The 17,755-nt window shown below is 52.1% G+C and carries 13 protein-coding genes and 1 riboswitch; of the genes, 8 read left to right on the top strand and 5 right to left on the bottom strand.

What is annotated here, in order from left to right:
- Positions 1-142: 142 nt before the first annotated feature.
- Positions 143-1,108, bottom strand: a complete 966-nt coding sequence (ygfZ, locus tag CX651_RS18455) for a tRNA-modifying protein YgfZ (RefSeq protein WP_101057467.1) — start codon at positions 1,106-1,108, stop codon at positions 143-145.
- A 99-nt stretch (positions 1,109-1,207) separates the two neighbouring features.
- Positions 1,208-2,437, bottom strand: coding sequence for a phosphoglycerate dehydrogenase (gene serA / locus CX651_RS18450; protein ID WP_101057465.1), 1,230 nt, complete (start codon positions 2,435-2,437; stop codon positions 1,208-1,210).
- A 158-nt stretch (positions 2,438-2,595) separates the two neighbouring features.
- Here serA and CX651_RS18445 point away from each other — a divergent pair, with 158 nt between their 5' ends.
- Together CX651_RS18445 and CX651_RS18440 are read left to right on the top strand one after the other, a co-directional pair.
- Positions 2,596-3,201 (top strand): DUF2238 domain-containing protein, encoded by a 606-nt coding sequence (locus CX651_RS18445; protein ID WP_224866114.1) that lies wholly within the window; start codon positions 2,596-2,598, stop codon positions 3,199-3,201.
- A 209-nt stretch (positions 3,202-3,410) separates the two neighbouring features.
- Positions 3,411-4,076: a helix-turn-helix transcriptional regulator gene (locus tag CX651_RS18440; RefSeq protein ID WP_101057461.1), complete on the top strand. Its 666-nt coding sequence runs from the start codon at positions 3,411-3,413 to the stop codon at positions 4,074-4,076.
- Between the two features lie 950 nt (positions 4,077-5,026).
- On the opposite strand, the gene CX651_RS18435 is transcribed toward CX651_RS18440, so the two are convergent.
- On the bottom strand, positions 5,027-6,463 hold the full coding sequence (locus CX651_RS18435) for a curlin (protein ID WP_101057458.1): 1,437 nt from the start codon (positions 6,461-6,463) through the stop codon (positions 5,027-5,029).
- Between the two features lie 18 nt (positions 6,464-6,481).
- Entirely contained in the window at positions 6,482-6,910 is a 429-nt protein-coding gene (locus CX651_RS18430) for a curlin (RefSeq protein ID WP_101057456.1), read from the bottom strand.
- 412 nt (positions 6,911-7,322) lie between these two features.
- Here CX651_RS18430 and CX651_RS18425 point away from each other — a divergent pair, with 412 nt between their 5' ends.
- The 4 genes from CX651_RS18425 to katB all read left to right on the top strand — a co-directional run bounded on the left by CX651_RS18425 (position 7,323) and on the right by katB (position 12,867).
- The gene (locus tag CX651_RS18425) at positions 7,323-9,824 is read left to right on the top strand and encodes a S8 family serine peptidase (RefSeq protein ID WP_101057454.1); all 2,502 of its coding nucleotides are present in this window, start codon (positions 7,323-7,325) and stop codon (positions 9,822-9,824) included.
- Between the two features lie 249 nt (positions 9,825-10,073).
- Positions 10,074-10,511 (top strand): PaaI family thioesterase, encoded by a 438-nt coding sequence (locus CX651_RS18420; protein WP_101057452.1) that lies wholly within the window; start codon positions 10,074-10,076, stop codon positions 10,509-10,511.
- A 267-nt stretch (positions 10,512-10,778) separates the two neighbouring features.
- On the top strand, positions 10,779-11,060 hold the full coding sequence (locus CX651_RS18415; protein WP_101057450.1) for a YgjV family protein: 282 nt from the start codon (positions 10,779-10,781) through the stop codon (positions 11,058-11,060).
- A gap of 343 nt (positions 11,061-11,403) precedes the next feature.
- On the top strand, positions 11,404-12,867 hold the full coding sequence (gene katB / locus CX651_RS18410) for a catalase KatB (RefSeq protein WP_101057447.1): 1,464 nt from the start codon (positions 11,404-11,406) through the stop codon (positions 12,865-12,867).
- Between the two features lie 63 nt (positions 12,868-12,930).
- Here katB and CX651_RS18405 read toward each other — a convergent pair whose 3' ends face one another.
- Positions 12,931-13,488, bottom strand: coding sequence for a TMEM165/GDT1 family protein (locus tag CX651_RS18405; RefSeq protein WP_101057444.1), 558 nt, complete (start codon positions 13,486-13,488; stop codon positions 12,931-12,933).
- Between the two features lie 92 nt (positions 13,489-13,580).
- Positions 13,581-13,683: riboswitch (yybP-ykoY riboswitch) on the bottom strand.
- Between the two features lie 498 nt (positions 13,684-14,181).
- Here CX651_RS18405 and CX651_RS18400 point away from each other — a divergent pair.
- Together CX651_RS18400 and CX651_RS18395 are read left to right on the top strand one after the other, a co-directional pair.
- Complete coding sequence (locus CX651_RS18400) at positions 14,182-15,375, top strand: aromatic amino acid transport family protein (RefSeq protein WP_101057442.1); 1,194 nt, start codon at positions 14,182-14,184, stop codon at positions 15,373-15,375.
- 136 nt (positions 15,376-15,511) lie between these two features.
- Positions 15,512-17,668 (top strand): S46 family peptidase, encoded by a 2,157-nt coding sequence (locus tag CX651_RS18395; RefSeq protein ID WP_101057440.1) that lies wholly within the window; start codon positions 15,512-15,514, stop codon positions 17,666-17,668.
- Positions 17,669-17,755: the final 87 nt, after the last annotated feature.

The raw sequence follows: 17,755 nt of genomic DNA, 5'->3' as shown, positions 1-17,755 counted from the left end.
CGCGCCAAAGCTTCTGAAAGTTGCATAAAAAAATCCGATGACATGGGGTCATCGGATTTTGATCCTTTCAGTGAGATCGTCAAGCGATCTGTCTTAACTGATCGGCATTACGCCGACGGCGCCTTTATTGGCTTACTCATTATTACTCCTGCTCTTCCAGAGAGTAGGGCAGAGGCAGTACCGTCAGTTCGCTGTTTTCATCATCGGCGATACGGAATTTGGCGCCGACTTCTGTGTCATTGGCCAACACTGCGGTCAGCAGCAACTCGCCATTTCGTTGTACGGCTTCAATAATGCTGCCGCCCCTACGAAAACCGCCATCCAGAGCCTTCTCCAGCGAGGTTTCAGGAGTGATATCGACAGTGGCTTTACCTTTGAGAATATAAAGTGCCCGCTTGTTGCCGCCGCGATACTTCATTCGGGCGACGGTTTCCTGGCCCATGTAGCAACCCTTGGTGAAACTGATGCCATTAATGGCCTGCAAGTTGCACATTTGCGGTACAAATTGACCCATGAGTGCCGCCGGCAGGTTAGGATAGGCGGCGAGGATTTCCAGCTCTTGCCAGGCACTGGCATCGACTAGTAGCTGTTGCTGACACAAGGCCTCGGCCTCGGCCTTGGGCAGTACCAGAATAAAGCGCTCGCCATCTTGCAGCACTACGCCGCCTTCGATGACGCTGACTTGTTGTTCGGCGTTGAAGCCCGGGAGCTGCTCTGCCAGCCAAGTGGCAGCCTTGGTCCCGGCAACACCCAAGAGGCTGTAATCGTCACTGACATCGACCAGTTCGGCCTTACTGAATACCGCATACTTCTTCAATTGCGGCAAGTCAGCTGCCAGGGTATCTCTTGGCATCATCAATATCAGGGCATCACCCAGAGTAAAGGTTCTGAAGCTTGAAAGCATCTTGCCTTTGGGGTCGCAGTGAGCGCCCCAACGCCACTCCTCGGCCGTGAGAGAGCTGATATCTGTGGTGACCTGACCGTGGATAAAGCTGCGGCCCTGTTCACCGGTAACGGCAAGTAGACCCAAGTGAGAGAGGCGGGAAATAAACAGATCCGGAATGCCGGCATCCAGAGGCCAATCGGGCTGTGAAACGCAAATGCTCATAACAAGATCCTGAGATTGAAGGCATTAAGAGATCTGCGATTGTAGCGGATTTGACAGAAATAAACAGGGCGCCAAGGGTAATAAGGCGCCCTGTGAAAATCAGAACAGCAATCGGGTGCGGATAGTGCCTTCGATAGACTTGAGTTCTGTTAGTGCTTCTTCCGCCTGAGTGGTATCCACTTCCATCACCACATAACCTATGGTCGGTGTGGTTTGCAGGTACTGGGCTGAAATGTTGATGCCTTTCTCCGAGAACGCCTGGTTAATCTTGATCAGAATACCGGGGCGGTTATGGTGAATATGCAGCAGTCGGGAGGCATCTTTATGCTGCGGAAGCGATACTTCCGGGAAGTTAACTGCCGACAGGGTAGAGCCGTTGTCTGAGTATTTGGCCAGTTTGCCGGCAACTTCAATACCTATGTTTTCCTGGGCTTCTTCTGTGCTGCCACCTATGTGTGGGGTTAACAGCACATTGTCCAGACCGCGCAGCGGGCTTTGGAATTCGTCAGTATTGGACTTGGGCTCAACCGGGAAAACGTCAATAGCGGCGCCGGCCAACTGTTGCTCTTTGAGGGCGACAGCCAGAGCGTCGATATCTACCACTGTGCCGCGGGAAGCATTGATCAGTATGCTGCCCTTGCGCATCATCGCCAGTTCGGCCTGGGCAATCATCTCTTTGGTCTGAGGTGTTTCGGGCACATGCAGGCTGACCACATCGGCCTGAGACAGTAGTTGCTCCATGGAGTGAACCTGCTGGGCGTTACCCAGCGGCAGCTTATCTTCGATATCGAAGAAGATCACTTTCATCCCTAAGGTTTCGGCAAGGATCCCAAGCTGGGTGCCGATATGACCATAACCTATGACCCCAAGGGTCTTGCCACGGGCTTCGAAGCTGCCATTGGCGCTCTTGAGCCAGCCACCACGATGGGCCAGGGCGTTGCGCTGCGGAATACCGCGCAGCAACATGATGATTTCACCGAGTACCAGTTCGGCCACGCTGCGGGTATTGGAGAAGGGCGCGTTGAATACTGGAATACCCAGTTGCTCGGCCGCCTTGAGATCGACCTGGTTGGTACCGATACAGAAACATCCTATGGCAACCAGCTTTTCAGCTCGTTGCAAGACTTCTTGGGTCAGTTGGGTACGGGAGCGGATTCCGACGAAATGGGCATCTTTGATCGACTGCTGCAGTTCAGCGCCGGAAAGTGATGCCTTATGATACTCGATATTGGTGTAGCCAGCCCTTTCCAGCACATCAACGGCTGATTGGTGGACGCCTTCCAACAACAGGATTTTAATTTTATCCTTGTCCAGCGAGTGTTTCGCCATGATATAGGTACCCTCTTGATTATTAACTAATGTACGTATGCTATGATATTTTCGCTCATGCCCAACCAAAGTAGCACTTTTTTCAGATGAAGTGGAGGGCTAGATGGCTAAAGTATTTTTCCCTAATTGAGAACAATCACTGGCATAAGGAAAGTGGCTTGAAAAACACAATTATCTGGCTGGTCATTTATTTTGCGGTACTTATTTGGTCGGCCATTGCCCCCAAAGATGATTTCACTTGGTGGCTGGAAGCGCTGCCGGGTATGTTGGCACTGCCGATATTGTTTTTTACCCGCAAACGTTTTCCGTTGACCCCGCTGCTTTATGGCCTGATCTTGGTGCATTGCCTGATACTGTTTGTCGGCGCCCACTACACTTATGCCGAGGTGCCGCTGTTCGATACTTTGGCACAGTGGATGGGCTCTGAGCGCAATAACTACGATAAGTTGGGTCATTTGGCGCAAGGGTTTATCCCGGCAATGATTGCCAGGGAGATACTGCTGCGTAATCAAGCGGTGAAACCTGGTGCCTGGTGTGCTTTTCTGGTCAGTTGTTTTGCCTTGGCCTTATCGGCCTTCTATGAACTGATTGAATGGTGGGTCGCCGTTGCCACCGGAACCGGCGCCGAGGCTTTTCTCGGCACCCAAGGTTACGTCTGGGATACCCAGTCGGATATGCTAATGGCCCTTGTCGGTGCTATCGCTGCCTTGTTCTTCTTATCCTCATTTCATGACCGTCAACTGCGGCATTTAGGCATAGATTGACAGTTGGAACAAAGAGTTTTGGATACACTCTTTACAATCTTTTGTCAGAAAAGTCGTTAAAGATTGTTAGAATAATACTTTATGGTGATGAAAACCGGACACTATCTGGTCAGAATCGTCTGATGCTTTTTGTGTAGTAGCGCTTAAAGTGATTAAGGAAGCTATCCCTTTAGGGATATAAGCAAGACTTTTCAGGGAGAAGAGTAAAAATGAGTAGTATCAATGAGTTGGTTTTTATAAATCAAATAGCCGCCCCTTGTCATTTGGCCATACTGGCCGAGTCCATCGGTCTTAAGACCCGTATAGTACGCCATCCGGAGCAGCTGGAACCGCAGAAGAGTGATAGTACTTTTTATCTAATCTCTCAGAAGGGGGCTGCGCTGGATAATAAGGGGATCCCTTTATTGGCCAGTCGTCTGGTTTCTCACGTTCCAGTCGCTCTTTATCAAGTCAACAGAGGGTCACTGGATCAGGAATCGGCTATGTTGCTGGGGATCCGCGGAGTGCTCTACTCAGATCAGCGTATCGATCTTATGCTTACTGGTCTGCGCAAGATGGTGGCCGATGAGCTCTGGTACGACAGAACCCTTATCAGCAAGATGTTCCGTAAGTTGGTCAAAACTCTGGATACAGGCAATGAGATGTCGGCCGATACAGTTTCCATGCTGCAGATGTTGACCCGGCGTGAGCGAACCATTATTCAACTGGTTTCCAGCGGCGCCAGGAATAAAGAGATAGCCCAGCGTCTGTGTATTAGCGAACATACGGTTAAGGCGCATATCTCATCGATCTTCCGCAAGACCCAGTCTCGTAATCGAGTCGAGTTGTTACGTTGGGCCCAGACTTACCAAAGTCACTTCGATCTCATCAGTTGATTTGTCGCTGGATTTAGCTTGAACTTGGCCCCGAATGGGGCTTGTTTATGCTTTGATGGCTTTTATGTAAGCCAAGTTAGTGGAAAATTCCTCTCAGAGCGCGGCAGTCACCGCTGCTTGGTGCTGTTTTGTGTCTCGGTAATGGCTTTCAGCCAAAGCTATGATAGCTGCTGTGCCCGCGGCGAAAGTCGTGGGCAAATGAGTCCATGCACAAGGGCCAGTTCACCATCCCTGTCTCGCGCTCATAAGCTTGTTGCTTCGCAACATTCGCCCTGCTCGACCTTCGAGCCTCGACATCCCTGTCTCGGCTACGCCAATTTGCAACAACGCCCGCGGCGGCTCCGAAGGGGGAATTGGTGCAATTCTGCAATCATAGCGTTGCTTGAAATTGCTTATATACCTACAGACATACGCCTATTTCCCAGGCACAGGCGGAACTGTGACCGTCGAAAACAGGGCCGAATTTTGTTCCTGACAAATTCGGCATTTCCTACGTCCATGTAGGTCAGATGTTTTCGTCGAGGCTACCACCGCATTTGTTCCAGACAAATGTCGGTATACACTCCGTCCATGGAGATAAGGGATGGGTTCACAACAACTTCCCTGTTTAACGGCCAGCTCACCGTCCCTGGCTCGCGCTCGAAAGCATGTTGCTGCGCAACTCTCGCCGAGTCACAGGATCGCCTGTGCGAGAGGCGCACCGCAGGTGATGGGTTACGTCTGTGGTCAAAAGCCCGGCAAGTATTGGTGAGGGATTTAAGGCTTAAAGCAATGCTAGCCGCCGTGCCAGCGGCGAATACTCGCCTTGTTATTCGATGCTTATGGTATGGGGTTTCCTGGAAACCGCTGGAACCATGAGTTTTCAAGCCATAATGACTCACGCTCAGTTGGCGATTGGACAAATAAAAAGGGAGCCAAGAGGCTCCCTTTCGCATAAAGCACCAGAGTGATTAGTTCTGGATAACAGTGGCAACGTTGTAGTCGCCGCTTTGGGTTACGCTGATAGCATTGCTGGCGCCGGCCTGAGAACCGACAACCAGGTTTTCGTTACCGCTTTGGGTGATCATCAGGCTGTTACCTGTACCAACCACGGCGAAGGCGCCGCCTTCAACACCGCTCACCCAGTTGTTGTCACCGCTTTGAACGATTTGAGCCAGGTTGTCATCACCCAGGATCAGCAGATCAACCAGGTTGAGCTCACCACTTTGAGTGGTTTCGATATCGGTATTGTTGTAGCCAACCACTGTGACCAGAGCTTCGTTGGCGCTGCCGTCTTGCTCCATATCCACTTCGTTGTTATCGCCTTCCAGTTCGGCATAAGCAAAGTTTTCAGTGCCTTCCTGATGGATTTCGATCTGGTTGTCTTCACCTGTGGTGAAAGCGACCAGTTCGTTGTAATCCCCCTGTGAAGTCAGGTCCATGCTGTTGTCTGTGCCATAGGCGGCGGCAGTGGCAAAGTTGGTGCTGCCATCCTGCTCCAGGTCGATGTTGTTGTCGTCACCCCAGATTTGAAATTCAACGCCGTTGGTGTCGCCTTCCTGCTGGATATCGACTAGGTTATCGCTACCCTGAATATCGGCAACCAGCAGATCGCCTACCGTGTTGCCGTCACCTTTCTGATAGATTTCAACGTCGTTGTCATCACCTGTGGTGAATTCGAGCACTGCGGTGTTGGCTGTGCCGGTTTGCATCATTTCGATGCTGTTTTCTGAGCCGGACAGGGCATAAACAAAGCCAGTGTTCAGAGCGCCTGCCTGATCAATTTCGATACTATTGTTATCACCGTCAACGCCACGAACACCACCTATGTTGGCGTTACCTTCCTGCAGTACGGTCACAGAGTTGCCGTTGCCTACATTGGGACTGAAATCAACGGCTATCATGCCAGCTTCGTTGTTGTTACCGTTCTGGCTGATGTAGCCAAAGTTGTCGTTGCCGTTGACACGGAATACTGCAAAGTTGGTGTCACCGTTTTGGTTTACTTCGGCGCTGTTGTTGTCACCGATCAGCTCAACATTGGCTTCGTTGAAGAAACCGGATTGAGCGACAGTTGCGGTGTTGACGTTACCATCCACATCGACGCTGGCAACGTGCCAGTCTTCATTCTGAGCTACAGTGATTTTGTTTTCGTCGCCCTTGGAATCAACATAGGCTTCGTGCCAAACACCGTCTTGAACCACAGTGGCTTCCTGGGCAGAACCTTCTTGATTGATGACAGTCAGGTTCAGAATGCCGGTTTGCTCGGCATAGACTTCCTGACCTACAGTGCTGCGGCTCTGTTGGTTAACTGAGATTTCATTGACACTGCCGGCGAAAGCTTGGGCACTCATACCCAGACCCGTTGTGATAGCCAGTGCAATCAGTGACTTTTTAGCTTGAGATTTCATTAAACGCTCCCTGTGTTTTTAATACTGCGTGATGCTGATAGTGGCAGCATCGGCAATTTGTTGTATCGAAAAATTGGCGCTGCCAAGCTGGTTGAGTTGCACCAGATTGTTATTGCCTATTTGAGTGATGTTTGCCTTATTGGCGTCACCCACCTGCATCATTTCAACCTGGTTATTGACCCCGAGTTGTACTACTTGCGCCTGATTTCCCAACCCGGCTTGGGTGAGGATGGCGCTGTTGTCAATTCCGGCTTGAACTATGATGGCTTGGTTGAAACTGCCTTGTTGCATCAGGTCGACCAAGTTATCGCGTCCCTGAGTTTCCAGCAGCGTCTGGAGGGTGACTGGCAACTCCTGTAGTGCATTCACCTGGCGTTCTGTCGCTGCTGTACCAAGACTGGTCAACAAAACGGCCGAACCAAACAGGATTTTTGCGAGTACCGACACCTAAGACTCCTTTTCGTACATATCCTTGATTGAACCAGAGTGGTACAAATCAGCAACAAAAGTTACGCGCCTTGAGCCGGGGTCGCAATCGGAGTTAAAGGCTATTTAGGCTTTAGTCGATATTGCTTTTTGTAATAATGGTGAATTGATTTATTTTGTTTTATAAACAATGATTTGGGTTTTATTTCTGGCGACTTTTAAGTTTGTTCATACCTAACACGTCTAGTATTAAAGTCGTATTTTACCGTTTGCTACTATCGCTATTGTTTTCATTGCGGTAACAATCTATTTGCAATAAATAAACGCCGGATTTCACTCGCTGGTCACTGTTTGCCTGTCGTTTCAAGGAAGTGCCGCAGATGCAAGCCGTTCCGGATATCAAGGGATTATAAGGACTATAGGAAGCCCGAATATGTTGAAAAAATTCTCGCCATTGGCAGTAGCTGTCGCTGGGGTTATGGCGCTTGGTAGTGCGCCTGCAATGGCTAAAAACGAGATCCGTTACGCCAAAGACTCTATCCTGGTGGTTTACAAGGATAATGCCACCAAGGAGGAGCGCACCGCGGCTCAGCGCCTGGTACGTGGTACTTTGCGTGATGCCAATGCCGATGGTATAGATGACAAATTTGCCCGTTTGCTCGATGGCCGTCTGGCAAAGCTGAATCTGCGCCAAGGAGCCGATATTGAGCAGGCGATCAAGATGATCTCCAGCCATCCGGCGGTTAAATATGCTGAACCCAACTACATTTTGCGCGCCATAGGCATGCCGGATGATCCTCGTTTCCCTGAGCTCTGGGGCATGCATAACACTGGGCAAACCGGTGGTGTGGCTGACGCCGATATTGATGCTCCCGAAGCTTGGGATGTCACTACAGGCAGCACGGATGTGATCATCGGGGTTATCGACACCGGGGTTGATTATAACCATCCTGATTTGCAGGCCAACATGTGGGTCAACCCGGGCGAAATTCCAGGTAACGGCATAGATGATGACGGCAACGGTGTGATTGATGATATTCACGGTTTCAGTGCTGCCAATAATAACGGCGATCCTATGGACGGTAACGGTCATGGTACCCACGTAGCAGGAACCATCGGCGCCAAGGGAAATAATGGCCTGGGTGTCGCCGGGGTAAACTGGGACGTGACGATTATTGGCTGTCAGTTCCTGACTCCTGCCGGTACAGGTTCTACCGCCGATGCCATCGCCTGTATTGACTATATGACGGATCTCAAGGTGAATCATGGCGTCGATATCAAGGCCACCAACAACTCCTGGGGGGGCGGTGGTTTCAGCCAGGCGCTGAAGGATTCCATCGAAGCCGCCGGTGAAGCAGGTATTTTGTTCCTGGCAGCGGCCGGTAACGATACCAGTGACAATGATGCCAGCCCCCATTATCCGTCCAACTATGAATCGGACATAGTGATGTCTATTGCCAGTACCGATAGCTCGGATGGTATCTCATGGTTCTCCAACTGGGGGGCTACCAGCGTAGACATGGCGGCGCCTGGCAGTGCCATTCTGTCAACGGTTCCAGGTGGTGGTTACGAGAGCTACTCTGGCACCTCAATGGCTACGCCTATGGTGAGCGGGGTGGCAGCTCTGGTGTGGTCCATCAACCCGGATCTGACACCGCTTGAGATGAAAGCACTGTTGATGAATTCGGGTGATGCCAATGCGGCCATGACTGGCAAGAGTGTTGCCGGTACCCGTCTGAACGCGGCCAACGCACTCGATCAAGCCAACCCAAGCCCAAGTTATCGCTTCAGCGTGACCCCGGCTGCCCGCACCATTGAAGCCGGTGAAAGCACCAGCTATGACTTCAGTGTCGGTAGTGTCGCCGGTTGGAATGGCAGTGTTGAGCTGAGTGTCAGTGTGGAGCCCGCTCTGGAAGGGGTATCTTTGTCTGCCACCAGCGTTGGTGCCGGTGACAGCTTTACCCTGAACGTCGCCAGTACCGCCGAGACTCAGTGGGGCGATTACGCCATCACGGTATCGGGTAATGACGGCAGTATTGAAAAGAGCAGTGTGGTGAGCCTGGAAATCATCCCTCAAGGGCTGAATGACTTCCCATACAGCAATGATACCCCGGTGGCTATTGCCGATAACACCACAGTGACCAGCACCATTGAGATCGCCGATCCGCTGCAGATCTTCGGGGTCAACAGCAACGTCAACATTAGCCACACCTGGATTGGTGATTTGACTGTGACCCTGACTTCGCCATCCGGTACCGAAGTGGTGTTGCATAATCGTGAAGGCAGCAGTAATGATGATATCGTCAAGAGCTGGGATCTGAGTGACTTCAACGGTGAAATTGCCCAAGGAATCTGGACTCTGAGTGTGACTGACCACGCCGGTGGTGACAATGGCACCCTGAACAACTGGGGTATGGTGATCACTGCGCTGGGTGAAGCTGGTCCTTCAGCACCTAATGCCGGCTTTGACTATCAAGCCGAAGGTCTGAGTGTCAGCTTCAGCAACAGTAGCTCTGATATCAATGATGATATCGCCGGCTACCACTGGGATTTCGGTGACGGCTCTGTTTCCAGCGAGGCAAACCCTCAACATGTGTATGCCGAGGCTGGTACCTACACAGTTACCCTGACAGCGACCGATGCCACTGAGCTCAGCGACAGCGTCAGCATGGAAGTGCAGGTATTTGCCCACAGCATTTCTGCCGATATCAGCCGCGCCCTCAAGTCCCGTCGTGGCAGCGCCATGGTCGATGTGAACTGGAATGGTGCCCTGGGTGATGAAGTGGCGATTTTCCGCGATGGTGAGCAGGTTGCGACCACCGCCAACGATGGCCAGTTCCGTGATCGCTTCAGCACTGAAGCCGAGAGTGTGACTTATCAGGTTTGTGAGCTGGAAACCGAGCTTTGCTCTGATCCTGTTGTTGCTCAATTCTGATAACCCGAATAGATGAAAGCGGCCAGCTGGCCGCTTTTTTTATAAACACATCGCGCAAAAATTAATTTTTGATGACAGGGGGAGATAACTTCAGAACATCGCAATCATTCAAGCTGGGGGAGGTTGCCCAATGCTTTATCTTTCATTGAAGTTGTGTCGGTGCAAGCTTATCTGCTTGGCCGGGTTTACTTGGATGCTGGCGGCCAAGTACACTGATTTTCCTATTGGAGTACTAAGGATAACAATAAGATGAGTATTTGGTTTCGCCCCATCACCCTGGAAGATTGTGCCAAACTGGATGTTGGTATGAGTGGCAAGGGCACCCTGATGCAGACACTGGGGATCCGCATCACTGAGATAGGTGATGACTATATGGTGGCCAGCATGCCGGCGTCTCCGGCTATCCACAATCCACTTGGAATAGTACATGGTGGTGCCAATGTGGCACTGGCAGAGACGGTGGCCAGCTATGCCGCCAATTTTGCGGTGGACTTTGAAAACTACTATTGTGTCGGTCAGGAGATCAACGCCAATCACCTGCGGGCAGCTCGCAATGGTGAACTTAAGGCAACCGCCAAAGCGGTACATTTGGGGAAACGCAGCTCTGTCTGGGAAGTGCTTATTCATAACAGCGCCGGTGAGCTGACCTGTATCTCCCGTATGACCGCGGCCGTGATCAAGCGTTAGGGCCATATGCTAGTGAGGCGCTTGCGTAAAAGCATAGATTAAGGCCATTTTATCAGTTTGTTTTTCAAGATTATTTCACCCGCATGGGCAATGGGCCTAGTTGCAATTGGGTAGATTGCCAACAGGCCCAAAGCCGATGTTTTAGCACCAGTATTCATTTTTGCTCCTGTTTGTTAGCGACTATCCTTATAGGCGAGGGTTCGGGAATTGGCATTCAGGGGTGTCATGATTCGAAGACTGTCACTGCTGTGAAATAGGGGATCTTGGATGGATACAATCAATATATGGGAGTGGGTCGGATATCTGGCATCAGTAGTGGTGGCCATCTCTCTGATGATGTCCAATATCAAACGGCTGCGCTGGTGGAACCTGCTTGGAGCGGCGCTGTTTGTTGCCTATGGTGTGGCCATTGCTGCATATCCTGTGGCTTTGGTGAACTTCTTTATAGTGCTTATCGATGCCTACTACCTGGTTAAACTCTATCGCATCCCTGCGCCTGAATTGCCGTCAAGTGATCAAATAAACGCTGAAAAATCAGATGATAAGTAAGCTGGCAAACCACCGGCGCCCGAGTAATCTCATGGTGCCGGTTTCTATAACATTTGTTTCTTTCGTGACAATATCTTCTTGTTCTGCTTTTAGCCGTTTTTCATCTTGACTGGCAGTCACTGTCATCTCGGTTATGCATTTCTTTATCCCCGTTTCTCAATCTCAAACTCAAAGCAATCTATAAACGGGATTGTGATAATCAGTTTTAATCGTTTTTTAAAGCGTGGTTGTTTGACTAAGATGACCACATCGCCAATATGACTGCTCAAGGGAGCACCTATGGCTACCATATATGATGTGATTGAAAACTGGTTAAACGAAACAAAGGACTAAGGAGCACGAGATGAGTCAGAAGCAATATATCACCAGCCAGAGCGGCGCCCCTATCGCAGACGATCAGAATTCCCTCTCCGCCGGAGAGCGTGGTCCCCTGTTGCTGCAGGACTGGCACCTGATTGAAAAGTTGGCCCACTTCAACCGCGAGCGGATCCCAGAACGGGTAGTGCATGCCAAGGGCACAGGTGTTTATGGTACCTTCACTGTGACCAATGATATGAGCCAATACACCATAGCCGAACATTTCCAGGGTGTTGGTACCCAGACCGAGGCTTTTGTTCGTTTCTCGACCGTAGGCGGTGAAATGGGCAGCGCCGATGCCGAGCGCGATCCCCGTGGCTTTGGAGTACGTTTCTACACCAAGCGCGGCAATCACGACATAGTGGGCAATAACACCCCCACCTTCTTCCTGCGTGATGGCATCAAGTTTCCTGATTTTATCCACACTCAGAAGCGTAATCCGCACACTAATTTGAAAGATCCTCAGGCGATGTGGGACTTCTGGTCGCTCAACCCTGAGTCCTTGCATCAGGTGACTGTATTGATGTCTGACCGAGGCATTCCGGCCAACTATCGGCAGATGCATGGCTTTGGCTCGCATACCTTCTCATTTTGGAATGCCAAGGGTGAGCGCTTCTGGGTCAAGTTCCATTTCAAGACAGAGCAGGGGATAGCTAACCTGACTGAAGAGCAGGCCGCCAAGGTGAAGGGAATCGATCCGGATCATGCCCAGCGCGACATGGTGGCGGCAATCCAGGATGGTAATTTCCCCCGTTGGAAGCTCAAGGTACAGATAATGCCGGAAGCCGATGCCAATACTTACCATATCAACCCGTTTGATTTGACCAAGGTATGGCCACATAAGGACTACCCGCTGATCGAGGTTGGGATACTGGAGCTCAATCGTCTGCCACAGAACTACTTCGCCGAAGTGGAGCAGGTGGCACTGGCGCCGAGTAACCTGGTTCCCGGTGTTGGCGCGTCGCCGGACAAGATGTTGCAGGCTCGCCTGTTTGCCTACGCCGATGCCCAGCGTTATCGGATAGGAGCCAACTATAACCAGTTGCCGGTGAACTGTCCTCACGCGACTCAGGCCAATCACCATCAACGTGCCGGTGCCATGGCCGGGGCTCAGTGCCCTTACCATAGAAGTCAGACAGGTGGCGATGCGTCGGCAAACTATGGCCCCAACTCGCAGCCAAGCGGCCTGCAGGATGCGACCGAGTTCAAAGAGCCGCCACTGCGCCTGGATGGTGAAGCCGACAGATACAGCCGTTATGGCCAGGATGACTACACCCAGGCAGGCAACCTTTACCGCCTGTTGCCGGAAGAGGAAAAGGCCAGGCTTATCAGTAATATCTGCGGTACTCTGAGTCAAGCGACTCAGGATGTGCAGCAGCGAATGATAGGCCACTTCAGCCAGGCCGATGCCGACTATGGCCGCCGGGTGCAAGAGATGCTGGTCAGCTGATAGTTGCACGCCGGAAATAAAGGGGCAGCTTGAGCTGCTCCTTTTGCGTTGTCAGCGGTTTTCCTACTCCCACAACAGGGTGGCTATCCCCAAGAGGGCAAACAGCAGGGCGCAACCTCTGTGGATCCAGGTCATGGGCAGCTTGTCGGCACTGAAATGGCCGGCCAGCACCACGGGAACATTCGCCAACAGCATGCCGACAGTGGTGCCTGTTACTACCATCAGCAGGCTATCGTATTTGGCCGACAGCACCACGGTTGCGACCTGGGTCTTGTCACCCATTTCGGCGATAAAGAACAGCAAACAGGTCGCTACGAAGGGGCCATAGCGGTAGAAGCGGCTCTCTTCGGCATCGACCTTATCGGGTACCAGCACCCAGAGGGCGATGGCAAAGAAACTGCCGGCAACAAGGTAACGGCCGATATCGGCGCTGAGCCAACCCATGGCCCATTGGCCCAGCCAGGCGGCGGCAAAATGGTTGAGCAGGGTGGCGATAAGGATCCCTGAGATAATTGCGGTCTTGTTTTTGAAACGAGCGGCCAACAACAGGGCCAACAGCTGAGTCTTGTCACCGATTTCGGCTACGGCGACAGTGAGAGTTGAGGCGATGAGTGCTTCCAAAATGGGCGTTCCTTCGGGGTGGCAAAATTCCAAGCACAGTCCACCGCCCACCCCTTTATATTTGTGCGGTATACCGTGCTCAGGTCTTGCCTGGCAAGCCTAAACTTGCTGTAAGCACCATGGCATGAGGCCAAGTGTGTTGATGCTTACCCCTGGGCGGGACCCAGGTTAGCTACTCCCCTAAGACAGAGGCGGCCATTATAACCATAAAGCTCGCCATGGCAACACTGCTCTGATTTCGATAAAAATGAGATTTCTTTGTCTGGGAAAGAGTGTGGCGCGATTTTTACGCCGCTGAAGGTCGAGAAAATGGTTTATGTTTCCGTTTGATAGCCCTGCATCAGGAATCAAGTAGAAGCATAAGGTAACTGGCCGATAGTCGCGCTTCCCCGCTTGCCCAAGGGCTGTGGCTCTGTTAATGTCCCGGTTAAGTTAATTTTTGAGAAAGAGCCTCAGTGTTGAGTTTGCATCTTTGCAGTCCCCAATTCCGCTGTCCACGATTTAGTTAGCCCCAGTGGCTTGGTGGCATACCTCTTCTGTTTGCTGAGCTGTTGGGGCCAATGAAACTCCGTAAGGCGGAATTTCATCTGCGGCCAAGACGTTACAGCTTGCCAGCTGCGCTGACAATTCGCCTTTCCCCTTGGGTAAATCTGACCTTAAAGATAACAAGACAAAAGAACAGGACGAATTTTAGTGAACTTAAAAATATTGGGCTCTGTAGCCATAGTCGCGGGTACTGCGATTGGCGCCGGTATGTTGGCCTTGCCACTGGCAACAGCTGCCATGGGCTTGCTTCCGGCACTGCTATTGATGTTGGTCATTTGGGGCATTTCCGCCTACACCTCACTGTTGATGTTGGAAGTCAATCTGCGCTCCGGCGTGGGGGATAACCTGCATGTCATTACAGGTAAAGCCTTGGGTAAGACGGGGCAACTGATTCAAAGCGCCGCTTTTCTCAGCCTGCTGTTTGCCCTGACCGCCGCCTACTTGACCGGTGGCGCCGAGCTACTGATGCTCAAGGCCAAGGCCTGGTTCGATATGACCCTGGATGGCCAGGATGCGGTGCTGCTGTTTACCTTGGCTCTGGGCAGTTTTGCCGCCTTGGGAGTCGGCTGGGTCGATAAGCTCTCCCGCGGGCTGTTTTCTGCCATGATAGTCATGCTGGTGCTGGTGGTACTGTTTTTGCTGCCTGAGGTGAATATGAATACCTTACTGGAGCAGGCGCCGACCGATTCCTATGCCAAGGTGTGGCTTGCCGCCGTGCCTGTGGTGTTTACCTCTTTTGGTTTCCATGTCTGTATTGCCACTCTGGTGCGCTATCTTGATGGTGACACGGTTTCCCTGCGCAAGGTGCTGCTGATAGGCTCCGGCATTCCGCTGGCCTGCTATCTGCTTTGGCTGTTGGTGACCCTGGGTACTGTCGGCGGTGATACCATTCATGGCTTTGGCGGTTCACTGTCGAAACTCATCAGTGCCTTGCAGGCGATCAGCGAGCAGCCTTTGGTGAGCAAGTGCATTGGGCTGTTTGCCGACTTGGCGTTGATCACCTCGTTTCTTGGAGTGACCCTGAGCCTGTTTGACTTCAGCGCCGAGCTTATCCGCGCCAAGAGTAACTTTGTCGGCCGCCTGCAGACCTGGTTGCTGACCTTTATTCCGCCGCTGGCCTGCGCCCTGTATCTGCCAGAAGGTTTTTCGGCGCTGCTGGGCTTTGCCGCCGTGCCTTTAGTGGTGATCATCATCTTCCTGCCGATAGCCATAGCACTGAAACAGCGGCGTGAGTCGCCGGAAGGCTACAAAGTTGCCGGTGGCAAACCGGCGATGGCACTGATGGCCCTCCTGGGGATAGGCATTATAGCTGCCCAGTTGTATGCGACGCTGGGGGCCTAAGCGAAGCCCTTTGTAAGGGAATTTTTCCGAGTCTGTAGCCGCTTGGTAGTCTGTGTTAAAGTCGGGACTTGTGCCCGGCTTTTTTGTTGCACAAAAACAACAAATTGAACTGATACCAGCGAATGGACTTACTAGAATGAAAAAATGGTTACTTGCAACGGCCATAGCCACCAGTTTTGGTGCTCAGGCCGATGAGGGCATGTGGCAGCCCTACCAATTGCCGGCCATGGCCGATGAACTCAAGGCCAAAGGACTGGAAATAGACGCCAAGTCTATCTCCAAGCTGACCGAATTCCCGATGAACGCCGTGATAAGCCTGGGCGGCTGCACCGCGTCTTTCGTTTCGCCCAAGGGGCTGGTGGTAACCAACCATCACTGTGCCTACGGCTCCATCCAGTACAACTCCACCCCGGAGAAGAATCTGCTGCGTGATGGCTTCCTGGCGAAAAACTTTGCCGAAGAATTGCCGGCAACTCCGGGCTCGCGGGTATATGTCACCGAAGAGGTCACCAATGTGACCGACAAGGTCAAGCAAGGCCTGGACAACAAGCAGGGCGATGCTTTCTATAAGGGTGTCGAGGCGGCCGAAAAGTCACTGGTGGCCCAGTGTGAAAAAGAAGATGGCTATCGCTGTCAGGTTTACAGCTTCCACGGTGGTCTCGAGTACTATCTGGTGAAGCAGCTGGAAATCCGTGATGTTCGCCTGGTGTATAACCCGGCGGCCAGTGTGGGTAAGTACGGCGGTGATGTCGACAACTGGATGTGGCCGCGCCACACGGGTGATTTCTCCTTCTACCGCGCCTATGTCAACAAAAATGGCAAGCCGGCCGATTTCTCCAAGGATAACGTACCTTACGAGCCCAAGAGCTTCCTCAAGGTGTCGGCCAAAGGGGTCAAGGAAGGGGACTTTGTGATGGTGGCCGGTTACCCGGGCCGCACCAACAGATACCGCACCGGCAATGAAGTGGAAAACCAGTTTGAGTGGTCTTACCCACAAGGCAAGGAGCTGCGTGAGCGCTTTATCGAGATCATTAAAGAGACGGCCCCGGAAGGCAGTGATGAGCGCATCAAGTACGAGAGCCTGATCGCCGGTCTGGCCAACTATGCCAAGAACTTCACCTCGATGATCGAGTTCTATGGTAAGTCGACCATGCTGGAAGACAAGCGTACCCTGGAAGCCAAGCTCAAGAGTTGGATCGATGCCGACAGCAGCCGCAAGGCCCAGTATGGTGAGGTGTTGGCACAGTTGGACAAGCTGGTCGCCCAAAGCCAGGCAGATCAGCAGCGTGACATTATCCTGGGCTATCTGGGGTATACCACTATGTTGCCAACGGCCCGCGAACTCTATCGTCTGGCCAATGAAAAGGCATTGCCGGACATGGAGCGCGAGCCGGGTTTCCAGGAGCGTGACATGATCCGCTTCAAGGCCGGTATGGAGCGTATCGATCGCCGTTATGCCGCCAGTGTCGACAAGGCGCTGGTGTTTGAGATGCTCAAGCGTTATGCAGCGCTGCCCAAGTCTGAGCGGCTGCCGGCGCTGGACAAGTACTTCGGCATAGGCAACAAGCTCGATGAGGCCAAGCTGAAGAAGACTCTGGACAAGATGTACAAGAATACCAAGCTGGATAACAAAGATGTGCGTCTGGCCTGGATGGACAAGTCGGTTGCCGATTTCAAGGCCTCGAAAGATCCTATGATCCAGTTTGCTGTGGCCTTCTATGACACAGGTATGCAGCTGGAGCAGAAAAAGAAAGAGTTGGCCGGTGAGCTGATGAAGGTGCGTCCTCAGTACATGGAAGCCATCATTGCCTACAACCGTGAGCAGGGTAAACCTGTGTATGCCGATGCCAACTCCAGCCTGCGGGTGACAGTGGGCCATGTGAAGGGCTACTCACCCAAAGATGGTCTCTACGCCGTACCTTTCACTCGTCTGGAAGGCATAGTGCAGAAAGACACAGGGGTTGAGCCTTTCGATGCTCCCAAGAAAGAGCTGGAGCTTATCAAGACCAAGCAATATGGTGACTTCTACTTCAAGGATATTGACTCGGTACCGGTCAACTTCCTCTCAACTCTGGATACCACAGGCGGTAACTCAGGCTCGCCAACTCTCAACGGCCGCGCCGAGCTGGTGGGACTGCTGTTTGACGGTGTTTATGAGAGCATCATAGGTGACTGGAACTACGACGATAACATCAACCGCTCCATTCAGGTGGACAGCCGTTACATGCTGTGGGTGATGAAGTATCTGGATAATGCAGACAACCTGCTGCAAGAGATGGAAATCGTTAAGTAAGCTTTACCATCAACAACAATCCCCGCCAAGTTGCGCAATGTAGATCAGATAAGGATCGGTTGACCGATCCTTCTGATGAGAGACAAT

This window comes from Shewanella chilikensis (assembly GCF_002836945.1).
GTDB classification, from domain to species: Bacteria; Pseudomonadota; Gammaproteobacteria; order Enterobacterales; family Shewanellaceae; genus Shewanella; species Shewanella chilikensis.
Note: the sequence above shows the minus strand (reverse complement) of the source record. Positions and strands in the feature narration are given on the sequence as shown.